The following is a 15,128-nucleotide window of genomic DNA, read 5'->3' on the forward strand; positions in this document are numbered from 1 at the left end:
ATCGCCTAAGTTTCCAATCCTCACCAATCCTCACTAATTCTCATCAATTTTTCCCAATTTATCCCAATGTCCCACTCCACAAATTCAAATTCATCGCTGATGTTATTACATATTAAACATCATCTAATAAGCAATTATCATTAGCTTAATAAAACCCAATAGTTCCCGGAAGTTCCCGGAAGTTCTCGGAAGTCACCCAATTTATTCCCATGTTCTCCTACTAATTTGAAATATGCTTTAGAGGGCACAAGCCTTGGAATCCATCTTTTTCTGACGCACAGTACGCCATATTTGGCGGAAAGTTTTCCGAATAATAGGCTATATTTAATATCATCAGAGTTAGAAAATAAAAAAATTGTTGTCGTCAAAGTTTTACCAAAATTTCTTCACTCGGCATCGAACAAAATTTTGTTTGATGTTGGTGATGAACAATGACCACAACAGTGATTGGAATAGTGATTATTTAGCCATCAGAGGAAATACACAGAGTTTCTTGGGGATATGTAGCTCTCAACTTATAAATGGAGTTGAGATGAAATGCTAACAGCAGCTAACGTTTCCTCAGAGATGGCGGTGAAGTACTTCGTCAAAAACTACTATCACCACGGCAAGTCGCGCTGGAGTGGACTAGGTGCTGAGAAACTTGGGTTATCAGGGGCAATCGATGATGAAGAAGCTTTTACAAATGTGATCTCAGGGCGTTCACCCCAGGGTCGTGAGCAATTAAATGCCAGGGTCTTGAAGCCCGACGAACGCAGAGCCGCATTAGACTGTACATTTTCAGCGCCCAAAAGTGTGAGCTTGATGGCATTGGTGGGTGGGGATACACGGTTAATCGATGCCCATCATCAGGCGCTAAAAGAAACTCTGGAGCTAATAGAGCAGCGTTATGCCTATACCAGAGTCACAGATAAGAGCGGCAGACATAGAGTTAAGACTGGTAACTTGGTCGTCGCGCAGTTCGATCACATCGAAAGTCGGGATTTAGACCCACATCTGCACACCCATTGTTTGCTGATGAACATGACCCAAACTCCAGATGGTAGGTGGTTGAGTTTGGGTAATAACGAGATATTCGCCAATAAAAAATTCTTGGGGATGGCATACCAAAGCTCTCTGGCGCGTGAGGTGCAGAAGCTTGGCTACGAGATAGAAAAGAGCAAACATGGGCAATTTGATATAAAAGGCTTTAAATTCGAGGATTTAGAGGCATTTTCTCAACGCCGACAGCAAATACTCGCCTCATCTGGTGCTAATTCAACTTGGGCCGAACGTGAGAAAATCTGGGATAATACCCGCCAGCGCAAGCAGAAACTACCAGAATCAGAATTAGTTGCATTGTGGAAGTCAGAAGCTGCGGCGTTAGGGATTAGGTTTGTCAAGCCAGGAAAACCAAGAAAAGAACAGGTTCCTCTTGTGGTTGAGCAAAAAAGTCTGATTGATGCCCTAGATGATGCGATCGCACATTGCAGTGAGAGAAATGTCGCTTTTAGACAAGAGGATTTAGAAAAATTCATCCTAGAGTCACGTTTAGCTACGGATGTAACAGCAACGGCAGCCCTGATTAGAGAGCATCAGGAGTTAATCGCTCTACCAGGATTGACCGACCAATTTACGACGATGACATCGGTGAGACGGGAGTTGGCGACGATTGAGTTGATGCAGCAAGGTGTTGGAAAAGTAGTCCCAATAACTAATAGAGAAGTAGTTGAAAGCCTGTTGGAGAAAAGCTTGCTCAATGCCGGACAGCGCCAAGCCGTAGAATTAGCTGCCCTTACCCAAGACCAATTTGTTGCATGGCAGGGGGTAGCTGGTGCTGGAAAAACTTTTGCCCTCAAGGAATTAAAAGCGATCGCACTCGCTCAGGGCTATACAGTCAAAGCTTTTGCCCCTTCATCGATGGCGGCTAAGGTATTAAGTGAAGAGCTAGGCATACAAGGCGAGACTGTAGCCAGTTTATTGGTGTCTGAGCCAGCACCCCGACTTGAATTAAATCAAATTTGGATTGTGGATGAGGCAGGTTTACTTAGTGCCAAAGATGCTCATGCCCTATTAGAAAGAGCGACCCTTGAGGGAGCAAGACTATTACTAGTTGGCGATACCAAGCAATTATCGGCTGTCGAAGCTGGAAGCCCATTCAAATCCTTGCAACAAGCTGGCATCAAGACCGCGCACTTAAACCAATCAAATAGGCAGCGTAACCCGGATCTCAAGATAGCAGTAGACCTAATTGCAGACGGGAGAGTAGAAGCGGGATTTAAGCAACTAGAGACAATAGGCAGTATTCAAGAGGTATCACCCGATACTATAAGAGAAATAATTGCTGCTGACTATATAGGATTAGGGAAAGAGCAACGAGCGCGAACATTGGTACTGGCTGGCACAAATGTAGAGAAGTTGGCACTTACCCAGGCAATCCGAGGCAAGCTAAAAATTGAAGGAAGTTTAGGGGCAACTGCAAACATTACCCAGTTGCAAGCTTTAAACCTGACCAAAGTGCAGCTGCGCTATACCCATAACTTTGAACTAGGTAATGTCGTAATGCCAACGCGCAACTACAAACGCCGGGGTTTAGAAAAAGCTTTGCTGTATGAAGTCGTGGGCAAGAACATCGACCGATTAATTTTGAAAGCAGATGATGGAAAGCAGTTAGAAGTAGATGCCAATTTTGACAAAGCTGTTTACCAACGCGAGCAAATTGAGATTGCGGTTGGCGATCGCTTGCAATGGAAGAAAAATGACCGCCAATTACAAAGGCGAAATGGACAAGAGTTTATAGTCACGGCGATTGAGGGAGATTCCGCCCAAATTCAGTATTTAGATAGCAATCGAACTGAAACTATTAACCTAAAACAGGCGCAAAACCTGGACTATGCCCTTGTCAGCACAATCTATAGTAGCCAAGGTAAAACCACTGACCTAGCCTTGATTGCGGCAGATCACACCATTGGGCAAGAAAGTTTTTATGTAGCGATTAGTCGAGCTAGGCATAACGTCAAACTTTATACTAAAGACAAATCAGAATTGCTGGAACTGGCGCAAGAGTCTAAAGCCAAAGATAACGCCTTAGAATTGCTGATGAATTCCTTAAAAGCGGAACGAATTCAGGCGAAAACTGCCTCAGTCAGTCCAAGAGCTAATCAGCCGGTAGTAAAACTTGAAGTTGCAATAGCAGAGCCTGTACTGAAAGCTCAACCGTTAGTCACAGAACAAGTCTCCTTGCCAGTTAGTCAGTCAGTTAGTCAGCCAGCCCCATTAGTTACAACGAGTTTAGAAACTGTTGCCAAACCCACTCTCAAAGAGAAACGTAGAGATGATAGAAAGTCTCCTGCTTTTGAGAAACCAGTATTAAAGACTGCTGCTCCAACAGAAGCATTTTGGATACCTCAAAAGCAAGAAGAAGTACCTAATTTTATTGAAACAAAACACTGGCAAGAGTTTGAATCAAGTGTCATTCACCCAGAAATTGCAGCGCTAAACTTTGAAAGCCTTCAGTTCAACTATGCAGGTGGTGAGCATGAGGCTTGGGAAAGACTCATGGTTAGTGAAAAGCTGAATCGAACAAATACAGGACGGCTAACAGATGGTTTTATAAGGGCATATTCTCATCTTGATGCTGGCGGTTGGTGGTGTGATGCTGGAGTTGATGCGCGTTCATTTGCTGATTTGACACCAGGTGATAAACCTTTGAGCAAAAGATGGGGATGTTACAAGCCGAATACACCCAGACCAAAAAAAGATGAGGAGAACCAGGTAATTGAAGGGAAATTCATTAAATATGAGCATCCCCCAAAAGTTGAATTAAGTATCTTCTTGCTAGATGTCCCTGACGATATTGCCGAACGCATTTACTCCAAACATAAAGTTAACCCCACCCAGCAGGAGCGCAAATCGGGATTTTGGTACTGTGTATGGAAATATAATTTACCGTGTGCGATCGCAGAGGGAGCCAAAAAAGCGGCCAGCCTGTTGAGTCAGGGTCACGCTACCATTGGGCTACCTGGAATTTCAGCAGGATATCGCTCTCCAAAAGACGAGTTTGGCAAAAAAATCGGTAAGTCCTATCTTCATGAAGAGTTAGCCGTTTTCGCCACACAAGGGAGAGTTTTCAAGTTCTGCTTTGACTACGAAACCAAGCCCGAAACAAAACTCCATATCGAACGAGATATTTCCGTAACTGGAAGATTGTTACAAAAAGCTGGAGCAAGAGTAAAAGTCATCAACTTGCCAGGCCCAGACAAAGGTGTTGATGATTTCATCTTCGCAAATGGGCCACAAGCTTACGAGAAATTGAGTCATCTTGCTCCAACCTTTCGGGACTGGCAACAGCAGAATCAGCATTCAAAGACTGCGGCTTTTCCACCTTTGCGTAAGCCGATACCAGAACAACGTTCTATACAACTTGAGGGAACAGGCAATAGGGAACGGGTAACAGGGAATGACAAATTGGATCTCTTACCAACACACAGGGAAGAGGAAATAGAAAAAACTGTTGCCTGTTCCCCATTGCCTGTTCCCTATCTTTTACAAAATAAACCACAGGTACAAACCCATGACTTTAACCAACGACAACAACCTAACTCAGATACAGTTCCTAACCGAGAAGATAGAGCAATTGACCCAAAAAATCGAGCAGTTACAAACCAACAGCCAGCAATTGACCCAGAAAATCGAGTTCTTAGAAACGAGCCAAGCCGAGAACCTAATCGAAATGAGCGCGAGTCACTCGAACTTCTTGCAGCAGTTAGCCGAGACATTGAATGCCAAGAAGTCCTCGAACTTGGAGCCATTAGTGCAAGAATTAACCCAAGCTCTACAGATGGTCGGCTTCGAGGTCAACGAGCAACGAACTTCTCAAGAGAAATTAACCCAGAAGATTCAGCAATTATTGACGGCGCAACAAGTGATGTCAGTTTTAAACAAAATGGAAACGGAAACGCCGAACGACCAACTACCGAACAACTCCTAAACGCAATTACTGAGAATATTCAACAGTCAGTAGTTGATGATGCCTTGGTTGAAACGTTACCACAATTAACAGAACAACTGTACGGGTATCAGCAGCATCTAAGAGGTGCCAGAACCATATTAGATGACTTTGGAGCAGTGATTGCTTCAATTGAGCAACAAATTTCATCAAAAAGAACAGTGGATGCAATCTCTGACTTTATTGAACAGTCAGTAGTTGAGTCTACCCTAACAACTTTGTTGCCACAATTGCTAGAGCAACTCTCTCAAGGCAGTCAGCAATTAGCTCACAGAACAGCTATTGCTCAACAGTCAGAACTTTCAAGTTCACAAAAAACTGTTTGGGCAATTGCTGAAAATATTGAGCAGTCATTCGTTGAATCTACGCTAAGTATTGCTTTACCACTGTTAATAAAACAACTCTCTCCCTTGAGACAGCAGCAAAAACGAGTCAGAGGTAGATTTGACGATTTAGAAGCAGTAATTACTCAAATTGAGCAACGACTTTCATCACAAAGAGCTATAGACGCAATTACTCAAAATGTTGAATACTCGGCTGTCTCCTCTGCCCTCACTGTCACATTACCACTGTTAATAAAACAATTTTCTCCTTTGAGACAGCAGCTAAAAAAAGGTATTGCCACATTCGACAAAATATTTACAGCAATTGAGCCATTATCACAACGCCTTGATTTTCAACAAACTATCGATATAATTGCTGAGGATATTGAACAGCTGGCTGTAGAGTCTGCTTTAAGTGAAACGTTACCACAACTAATAGAGCAACTCTCTCAACATCACCAGCATATATCAGGAAGAGTAACTAAATTCGACGACCTGGAAACAGCAATTTCTCAATTTGAGCAGCACCTTTTAACAAAGAAAACTGTCTTATCATCTGTTGAAAACATAGAACAATCATTAGTTGAGTCTGCCCTAGCTGAAACTTTACCACGGCTAATAGAACAACTTTCTAAAACTTGCCAACAGCAAAAAGCTCTTCCACCCGCATTTGATAAAATATCTACAAGAATTGAGCATGAAATACAATATCTTTCTTCACAAAGGGCCGTAAACGCAATTGTTGAAGATATTGAATACTCGGCTGTTGAGTCTGCCCTTACTGGAACTTTACCACAATTAATAAAACAATTCTCTCAAACTTGCCAACAACTAAAGGGAACAATAACTAAGTTTGAAAACTTAGAAACAGCTATTACTCAAATTCAACAACGACTTGATTCGCAAAAAATTATAGATACAATTATTGGAAATATCGAATACTCGGTTGTTGAGTCTGCCCTCACCGAAACTTTACCGCAACTAATAAAACAATTCTCTCAATATCACCAGCAGCTAAAAGGAGAAAAAACCAGATTCGACGGCTTAGAAACAGCTATTACTCAAATTGAACAACGACTTGATTCACAAAAACCTATAGATGCAATTATTGAGAATATTGAATACTCGGCTGTTGAGTCTGCTCTCACTGAAACTTTACCACAATTAATAGAACACTTCTCTCAAACTTGCCAACAGCTAAAGGGAACAATAACTAAGCTTGAAAACTTAGAAACAGCTATTACTCAAATTCAACAACAACTTGATTCACAAAGAACTATCTTATCAATTGCTCAAAATATAGAACAGTCATTAGTTGAGTCCATCATTACTGAAACTTTACCACGACTAATAAAAAAACTCTCTCAATTCAGTCAGCAGCTAAAAGGAGGAAAAAACACATTCAACCAGTTTCAGCAACTACTGGACAATGAATTAGTAGGGCATTTGACCCAAAAAACTCGAGCTTCAGAACACTTAGCTCTTAATGCTATTTCTGACTACGTTGCTCAAAAAACTGTTGCAAGTTCTGAGACTGGATTAGCGCTCTCAAAACTGAAAGAATTGTTAGGGGTGAGCGAATCTCAAACTTATACCGAATTTACTACTGCTTTACAAAAGATGCTTGACTTGACTAAAAAATGGGGACATCATCAAAATTATGAAGAAGGAAATGTTCAATTCCTCTCAATAGAAGTAGAAACTGAGCTATTAAAAGAGTCAGTTCAATTACACATTAAACAAATAATTCAGGGTTTAGATATTAAAAGATTGGCAGAAGTAGTTATGGAAGTAGGAAAATATGTCAAAGGTGAAAAGGTAACAGGAGCAAAGGTCAGCGAGTTATTTACGAGTGTTACAACTGATGCAAAAGTATTGACTTTTGAGGAGAAAATGAACATCGTTAGGCAACTGATTAGAGATGACAAACCATCGATTCTGAAGAGATTGAAAATAAACCCTCAACAATCAGATGATAACGGGGAGCATCTACAGTTTCGACGCTAACTTATCAGTTATCAATTATCAGGTATCAGATATTTCCATTAATTCATTCATTCATAGGTTAGTTGTTTACTGATAACTGTTCACTGTTTTTACTGGTATTGTTATTCCCACTATTTTAAACTGCTTACCTAAGACAAAATTTACTAGTTTCTGACCGCTCACTAAGATTATTTTGTCGGAGCGACGAATCAATTGTTTTGGCTCTTCAGTACTTAGTATGCTAAATTAATATACTAAAAAGCTGAAAACATTGCTACACAACAAAAGCAGGCATTATTTTTAACATTTTAGGTCATCTTTTGGACTTAAGCGTTCTAAACTTGATTTTAAAGTCTAGTTTTGATGTTTAACTAATAATTTGGCATAACAGGTACTGAAGAACCATTGTTTTGATAACTGTCCAGTTATGCCAGTATGCACGAAGAATCCACCATTAGCTCCTTCTCCTTCAATACAGCATACGAAATCTTTGATGTGTTTTGGGCTAATGTAATCAGCATAACGCTTAACCTGGATTACATAAAGCTTTCCCAAAATCAACACGCGACCATCTATCCCGCCGTCACCGGTGTACCGAAAGTTGCGTTGAATTTGCCACCCCTGTTCAAAGCAGCAAGTGAGTACCAATTCCTCAAAAACGTAAGGCGATATCCTGCGTAGCGTAGCGATTACTACTGGCAATTTGGCTAATTGAGTTCTGCTACGAAGCTCAAGTAATACTTGACTAGCGTACTCAATATTATTCAAGTGTTTTTTAAGCTTTTTAGGTAATCTAACCCTTGGTGTTCGCGCTGGGCTTGGTAGTAATTGCTTCTTAAAATTTTTAGCTAAGAAAGCCTTTTGGGTTGCTACTGAGCTTTGTCGTACAGGCTTGTTAAAGTTTTTAGCTAAGAAAGTCTTTTGCGTTGGTGCTGGGCTTTGTCGTACAAAATTTTGAGATGAAATGTCAGACGATTTTGTACTCTTAGGTAGTAATGGCGATTGCTTAAAACTTTGGGAACGATACTTTGACTTTGGCATTGAAGGTGGAAATAATACAAACAGCCAAGCTAGAAAAATTATTCCACCCAGTGCAAACAACAAACCAATGATTAGGATTAGTATCATTTTTACGCTCCCCTTTGATCATGGAACACCCGGATTTCTCACCACACCCCTCAAAGTCTGCGCTTATGCTCTTGAGCAGGTTCGCTAGTAGGAGAGTTCAATGTGCCAAGTTCAATCCCCTCTGCCCAATATTCCCTCAAGCTTGTGAGAAATGCGGGCTTACCTGTGGATATTTCTAAATTGTGATTCTTGTTGAGAATCCTGCTGAATTTGATGATGCATATCAACAACAGATTGAATTTTATCAAGTGCCTGTAACTGTTTCTCACTTACGTTAGGCGATAAAACTCCATCAGTGAGAACAGCCTCGCCGTTTTTGGCACGAACAATTACATTATCGCCAAGGCGTTCAAAATCAAAATTTGTACTTTTAAAACTCTTAGAACCATCAGGGTTATCTTTGCCCAAGATATTCAGCATTGCTTTGACACTCTGTTCAATTGCTTGACCTTTAACATCCTCAACAGCAGCCCGTAGTTCAGTTCGAGTATTGTCAATAGCTGACTTGACACCCATAAGGCTTTGATCAACCGTGTTTTTAACACTATCTACCTGTGTACGTATCTCTTGAGTTAAGTTACCAACTTGTTGATTGAGTTGATTTCTTACACTGTCAGTCTGATATTTAACTTCATCCTTGAAGCTAGTAATTTGTTCATTAATTTGAGATTTAAATGAAGTAATTTCCTTTCTGAGCTTCGTTACTTCGGGTGTCAGCACATCTTTAATCCGCTCAAAAACATTCTTGGCAGTTTGTTTTACCTTGTTCTCAACCGTACCCACCCAATTTTGAAGAACCGTATTTTGAACTTGTGGTAAAAACCGTTCATTTACCTGTGACAATGCTTTTTGGGTATTTTCAATCAACTGCTGCTGCTTCTCCAAGGATTTACTCATTTCGGCAACTTGAGCAGCTAGTTGTGATAAATATTCGGGTGAAAGCTGTTCTGATTTGATACTATCTACAAGTTTTTGTTGTTCGCTTAGTTTTTTCTGCAATACTTGCACTTGTTTTCCTAAAGCTTCTACACTATAGATTCGCTCATTACTTACAACTTTATTTTTCTGTGATGCCGGAGCTAAACCTAATTTGTCAGTCAGTACTTCTCCATTTTTAATATGGAATACTTTTTCATTACCAATTTTAATAGAAATTGCACCTTGAGAATTTTTCGGGTCAGACAGAGCTTTTTTTAAGTTCTCTACTATCGTTGGTGTTAATAAGTTTTTAGAGGGGGATTCTCCCAATGTTCCTTGATAAACTTTGCTAGAGCTAGAGTAAATATGAACATCCTTGCTGGAATCTAATCCTTTTTCTTTAGCCTTTGCATGGATGAGTTTGAGGAGAGATTCTAAAATTTCTAGATAATCTCGCTTAATCTCTTTAGCTTCACCATCATCAATCATTATTTTCACCTTTGAGAATTGACTGAATTAACACATCTGGATTAATCGCTACTTCTGGCAAAATTATGCCACCGAGTTTATTAAGAACCTGTCTCCCTTCAACTTCAATGTAAGCAAATTCTCCATCAATCATCACTGTTATCGATGATGTATTTTTTTCAGCATCAGCCGGGACATAATCTTTCAGAACACCATTTAATACAAAAATGTTGGCATCATCTGCATCGCCGCTATAGACTTCAAGGCACTCAGGAAAATAGTTAGCATCAAAAGGCAAGTTATCCCAACTATCAGCAGTGTTTAAAATCTCGCTTGGATATTTATCTGCTAGGGCTGCTATATCAGGAGGGAGTTTAGCAATTTGTTTTCTGTCATAATCAGAGAACGGGTAAAACTTACTTGGCGACATGAAATTTCTCCAGAGAACAGAGAACAGGGAACAGGGAACAGGGAACAGGGAACAGAATTTATTGTTGTAGCTTTTTAATAAGAGCAATAATCATCCGGCTCTCTTCTCGTAGTAAAAAGATAATTGATTCTATGTCAGTTTGGCTACATAATCCTACTCTCTGAGATAAAATAAGGGACTTGCGTAAAAATAAAGTACCAGTAAACCGAGTTTCGACTGCGCTCAACTCTCGATGGCTGAGGGTTGAGCGCAGTCGAAACCCGTCTAGTTGGGATACTATTAACCCGCAGATCCCTAATATGTGTTTCTAATTCGTTAAGTGAACCTTGGGCAATGTTAAGAAATCTTATATACTCAGCCGTTGATCTTCTTCCATAGCCTTCTGCTATGTTAGCTGGAATAGATGCCGCAGACCTTCTGATTTGTTGTACCATTCCATACAACTCATCTTTAGGAAATAGTTTGGTCAAAAAATAGCATTTCTCAGCTATATCTATCCCTTTTTGCCAAATCTTTAAGTCTTTAAAATCATTAATTTCTGACATATAAACCCTTCATTTATTACTATTTTTTTCTATTCCCTGTTCCCTGTTCCCTTTTTCTTGCCTAAATCAGACTCGCATATTCTGATAATTGCTCTTGATTTTCTATCAAAGGTAACAATTTTAAAGCCTCTGCTCGACGAATTTTCATTTCTTCATCTGCTGGAGTTAAGAGAGTAGACTTTTTAGATAAGAACTTTTGAAACTCGTACCAAGCTTTCACACTGTCAGCTTCAGATTGGATTTCATGCTGAGGAATCTTAATTGATTCCAAGATTGGCAAACTTATTTGACCACGAGAACCAAAACCTGGACTAATAATTACTGCTTTTCCCGATGGTAAGGTGTTAAATTGATTGACATCAAATAACTTGCGAGTACTGTTTTGATCAGAATTAGAAATACTTGCACCACCCTTGCCTCCTGATGAACGAGAACGTTGCTTGTATTTAATTTCCTCTTCACCTAAAAACTTACTAAATCGTTCGGCGGCGACATCATCTTGGGGATTAAAGAATGCTTTGGTCGCACAACCACCAAATATTGCATTAGTTGTGTTTTCACCATAGGATTCAATCAGCATTGATAAGTTTTGCAAGCCCAGCAGAGAGATTAAGCCATCTTCCCGATTCTGATTCAGCCAATCAACCAGTGCTGGTAAATAAAGAGTAGGCAATTCGTCAATCCCTAATACCAAAGGACAAGTACGTTTGTTAGCTACATTCCGGCTCACTAATAGATGCAGAATTGAGACTAGCAAGGGTGCAATCACATCACGCTTCTCTTTGTTCATTCCGAAAATCACCATCTGCCGCCCCTTCAAATCCAGTGGAATATTGGTTTTTCCACAGAAGGCAGCCAAGGCCGAGGGAACCATGAAGCGGCTGAACAATCCGCTAGCTGTACCCACAATACTAGCTGCTGTTTCTGGCGACCCTGCAACAGATACAAACTGTGCGAAAGCCTCTCTAACCATGAAGTTTAGTTCGGCGGCTTGCTCAATGCGCTTAACTAACTTTGGCAACCCCAGGATTGCTTGGCACATCATAATATCTGGATACTCTGTGCCCTTTGCCAGCATAAAGACGGCTTGGACTAACTGATCTCCAGCATTGGTGAAAAAGCTATTTCCAGAATCTTTATCACCCAATTGAAAGTTGCGATTGAGTGTGATTGCAAGCTGCCGCGCCATCTCTGAGTCTTCATTGCTACAAAGAAAGTCTATAGGGTTGGCAACTGCTGATTCTGCAAAGCCTGGGGCAAGTACGGTAACTTGATAACCGCGAGAGAGCGCATACCCTGCCAGTATTGGCGCTTGCCCCTTGGCAACTGCTGTGGCTGATTCTTGCTGTGCGTACTTGAAATCATAAAGGACGATGGGTAGCCCCTGATCTACTGCGGAGCGGATCAGGGGATTAATCATTGAAAATGACTTTCCACTCCCCGGCCCACCACAAACTAGGATGCCTCGCTGTGCTTCTGGGAAGTAAAGGGTTTTTGAATCTTCAGGGATACTCGTTTTCCTAATTCCATCGATAATCTGACTCTTTATATTCTTGGGAGTGCCAACATATAAAGATACTCGGTTATGCAAGCGGCTTGTAATTTGCTTAATCGCCAGTTGACGAGCGGCTTTTTTCTCCACCGCGCCGCCCCACCTCGCGGTCGCTAGCTTGGCAATACCTCCCCTACTATCGATGATTTTGGCGATTACAATCACCGCACCACAGACGAGTACCCCTAAACCTGCGGGGGAAAACAGAGCCGATTCAATACCTGGGGGAATAAATTGATTTGGCTTAACCTCTGTCTTAGGAGTCACTGTCATTTCCAATTCACTTTTTCCCATTGCGAATTGCGTACAGCCCTTTGGGCATGAAAACAGCGAAGCGGGGCGTAGCCCATTGCAAATTGCGAATTGTTCGGTCATCGTCCCGTCCCCACGATAACCAAATCATTCTCCCTCACGGGCAACCAGGGAACTGGCCCAATGAAGTAAGGGGTGCAAGTTTTTTGCTGAAATGGCGGACGAGCGCAAATCCTAAAGAAAAGACCAAAGTCTGCGGTTCCTTTCGCTTCATTAACTCCAGTTAGCGCCACTTTGAATCCACTACCATACACTAGCCGCCCCGTCGGTTCCTTGCCCCCATTCACAGAGGCTAGAATTCCATAACCACCCAATACTTGTTGGGATGAGCCTGATGCCCAACGCTTACCATACAAGCTGCCCTGACTGCCAGCAAAATCCCCCATCTCTAAGTATGAGCATTCAATGCCTGGAGGACAGGCGACTGTTAAAGTGCGGTCGCCTCTGACAACGCTGCCAGAAACAAAGTAATCATTCCCAGCCCTTCTGTCGCCCTTTTCTGCCGTACCAAGTACAACAGATGCGATACCCACAACACCAATGCCAGAGCTAATAGGCTGAGGCATTTTATCAAAGGGAACTTGACTTAATTTAGGAATTTGATTGACTAATGCTTGCTGCCATGATTTAAACTTTCCTAATTGAGTTTTGTCCAACCCAGGAATTGAATCAAGCGAATATTTGCTTAGGTCAATCTTATCTAGTGTCAGGTTTGCGGCTTGAGGATTTGAGGCTATGGCTTGAGAAATACTGCTGCTACCCAGTCCAGAACCATTCCTAGAAAATAGATCGGCTAATGGGGGAACTTCTGATAGGCTCAAATTGCTTAATTCAGGCATTGCTTTAACTAATGTTTTTGGCGTTTGCCATTGCATTAATCCAAAGTCTTTGAGGGTGGGTTTGGTGGTTGTGCCTGTAGTGGGCAAAGCCACCGTGTCAATGGACTTTAAGCTCAAGGCAGACATCTTAAAGGCATCATCTGCATCCCCCAACATCACAACAGAGTCTACTTTTTGCCCTGCTGTCCACGAGCGCGAGGGATCGTAGCCAAAAACTGAAATCAGGTTTTTAGGGATTGTTAAAAATCCTGGCTGTTGAACGGGTGGCAAAGTATCCCATGTGATTTTCGACCAGTCGGGGGCAGCCGTCTTGTACAAACCTTGTGAATAATCGATTGTTGGTGTCTGTGCGACTGAGGCGGAAAGCGGAACTAGAGAAGCTATTGCAGCCAGTAGAAAAGGCTTAAGTTTCATGATTTTTGTTAAAGTAATCGGGACATTGTTCTTGATTGGAGCCGCGTGGATGTACCGTGCATATTAGGATTTCTTGGTCGTATTGTCGCCCATGAAAATAGGCACAACTTTCGCATCCACTTTTGTCTTGCTGTAGCTCTACATTTCCTGTTGGTGCTAACAGCTTTTTGGATTTTCTGTACTGGTTTATTTGCAATACAGTTAAGGTTGCAAAGGGCATGGGTAACAGCCATTTTAAGTAGGTTGTTGCAGGACTAAGCTAAGTCTTATCCACAGCCAAAAGAGTAGTCAAAAGCAGCAAATAGCCGATTGGTGGAAACATCCATAACTCACCTTCGCACCTACACGAATCCAGAAAATCGCCTAATTCTTGGCGAATAGATTTAGAAAAATTGTTCACAACCGCCCCCATTCAAGTAATTGATCAAAAGTAGTTTTATCGACCTGAGAAAGCGAAATTGCCTCATCTCTAGTCTTGCCACGCCGTAATAGTTTGATAGCATCTTGCACCTTGTTCCAGGTGGTAGATCCGGGTCGAACCTGACCTTTGCGCCCAGCTTCTGCTAGCCCAAAAGCGAGAGCATTAGCATCGTTCCTCTGAATCGCACCATTTAGCGTAGTCCCAGGATTGGGGCGTAAGACGGCAACAGGCTGAGGCAGAGGGAGTTTTATTGTTTGTGGTGGCGGCGAGGGCTGCGGGAAGTCTGATGGCGCTGATTGCGGCTTTTGAACTGTTAGCGGTTGCGGCGTTCGCGGATGGGTAATTGGCAATGGGCGATCTGAGTCAGATTTAATCACTAAGCTTGTATAGGTTGGGTTGCCAGTAGCGGGGACAATCTTAAATTGATATTGTTTTTCATTGGTAAGCACTGTAATTTGAGTGCTTCCATTGCTGCTAGAGGTAACAGGAAAGTTGATCGGGTCAATCTGGCGAAGAAAGATTACAGTCGCTTTACCTCCCGCGCAGTCAGAATCACCGCCTGATGACTGGCATAAGCCACCGTTTGAGGTAAAAGCGAAGCGACTTGGATCACCAATCCAAACTTGCTTGATAGTCTCTCCCGTAGACATCAAATTAATAGTTAATCCGTAGCCCTTCCACACCTTTAATTCGATAGCGTTGGAGTTTGCATCATTCTCATAAACCGTTCGGATGGGCATTGCCGACACGCTTGAGGCAGTTGCTATTAAGAGGGTTGTAACAATAGCGAGTTTATTTAACATTT

Annotated in this window: 10 protein-coding genes; 2 read left to right on the top strand and 8 right to left on the bottom strand. The window is 41.7% G+C overall.

Annotated elements, in window-relative coordinates; genetic code table 11:
• Nucleotides 1-537: 537 nt before the first annotated feature.
• A complete protein-coding gene (gene mobF / locus ACFFRD_RS03720; RefSeq protein WP_392476756.1) occupies nucleotides 538-7,317 on the top strand; it encodes a MobF family relaxase in 6,780 nt (2,259 codons plus the stop codon).
• Between the two features lie 333 nt (nucleotides 7,318-7,650).
• On the opposite strand, the gene ACFFRD_RS03725 is transcribed toward mobF, so the two are convergent.
• Entirely contained in the window at nucleotides 7,651-8,064 is a 414-nt protein-coding gene (locus ACFFRD_RS03725; protein ID WP_392476375.1) for a restriction endonuclease, read from the bottom strand.
• Between the two features lie 196 nt (nucleotides 8,065-8,260).
• Between ACFFRD_RS03725 and ACFFRD_RS03730 the strand changes: the two genes are divergently transcribed.
• Nucleotides 8,261-8,512 (top strand): hypothetical protein, encoded by a 252-nt coding sequence (locus ACFFRD_RS03730; RefSeq protein ID WP_228058635.1) that lies wholly within the window; start codon nucleotides 8,261-8,263, stop codon nucleotides 8,510-8,512.
• Nucleotides 8,513-8,583: 71 nt separating this feature from the next.
• On the opposite strand, the gene ACFFRD_RS03735 is transcribed toward ACFFRD_RS03730, so the two are convergent.
• The 7 genes from ACFFRD_RS03735 to ACFFRD_RS03765 all read right to left on the bottom strand — a co-directional run bounded on the left by ACFFRD_RS03735 (nucleotide 8,584) and on the right by ACFFRD_RS03765 (nucleotide 15,126).
• A complete protein-coding gene (locus ACFFRD_RS03735) occupies nucleotides 8,584-9,831 on the bottom strand; it encodes a hypothetical protein (protein WP_392476378.1) in 1,248 nt (415 codons plus the stop codon).
• Nucleotides 9,824-10,240 (bottom strand): hypothetical protein, encoded by a 417-nt coding sequence (locus ACFFRD_RS03740; RefSeq protein ID WP_179077004.1) that lies wholly within the window; start codon nucleotides 10,238-10,240, stop codon nucleotides 9,824-9,826. Before ACFFRD_RS03740 ends, ACFFRD_RS03735 begins: the two co-directional genes overlap by 8 nt.
• A gap of 143 nt (nucleotides 10,241-10,383) precedes the next feature.
• Nucleotides 10,384-10,785, bottom strand: a complete 402-nt coding sequence (locus tag ACFFRD_RS03745; protein ID WP_392476380.1) for a four helix bundle protein — start codon at nucleotides 10,783-10,785, stop codon at nucleotides 10,384-10,386.
• A 61-nt stretch (nucleotides 10,786-10,846) separates the two neighbouring features.
• Nucleotides 10,847-12,610, bottom strand: a complete 1,764-nt coding sequence (locus tag ACFFRD_RS03750) for a type IV secretory system conjugative DNA transfer family protein (RefSeq protein ID WP_392476382.1) — start codon at nucleotides 12,608-12,610, stop codon at nucleotides 10,847-10,849.
• A gap of 98 nt (nucleotides 12,611-12,708) precedes the next feature.
• The gene (locus ACFFRD_RS03755; protein WP_392476383.1) at nucleotides 12,709-13,902 is read right to left on the bottom strand and encodes a hypothetical protein; all 1,194 of its coding nucleotides are present in this window, start codon (nucleotides 13,900-13,902) and stop codon (nucleotides 12,709-12,711) included.
• Complete coding sequence (locus ACFFRD_RS03760; RefSeq protein ID WP_392476385.1) at nucleotides 13,892-14,122, bottom strand: hypothetical protein; 231 nt, start codon at nucleotides 14,120-14,122, stop codon at nucleotides 13,892-13,894. Before ACFFRD_RS03760 ends, ACFFRD_RS03755 begins: the two co-directional genes overlap by 11 nt.
• A gap of 176 nt (nucleotides 14,123-14,298) precedes the next feature.
• Nucleotides 14,299-15,126 carry a hypothetical protein gene (locus tag ACFFRD_RS03765; protein WP_392476387.1) on the bottom strand — a complete coding sequence of 276 codons (828 nt, stop codon included), beginning with the start codon at nucleotides 15,124-15,126 and terminating at the stop codon, nucleotides 14,299-14,301.
• Nucleotides 15,127-15,128 lie beyond the last annotated feature (2 nt).

The sequence above is a fragment of the Nostoc sp. C110 genome (assembly GCF_043099725.1).
Classification (GTDB): domain Bacteria; phylum Cyanobacteriota; class Cyanobacteriia; order Cyanobacteriales; family Nostocaceae; genus Nostoc; species Nostoc muscorum_A.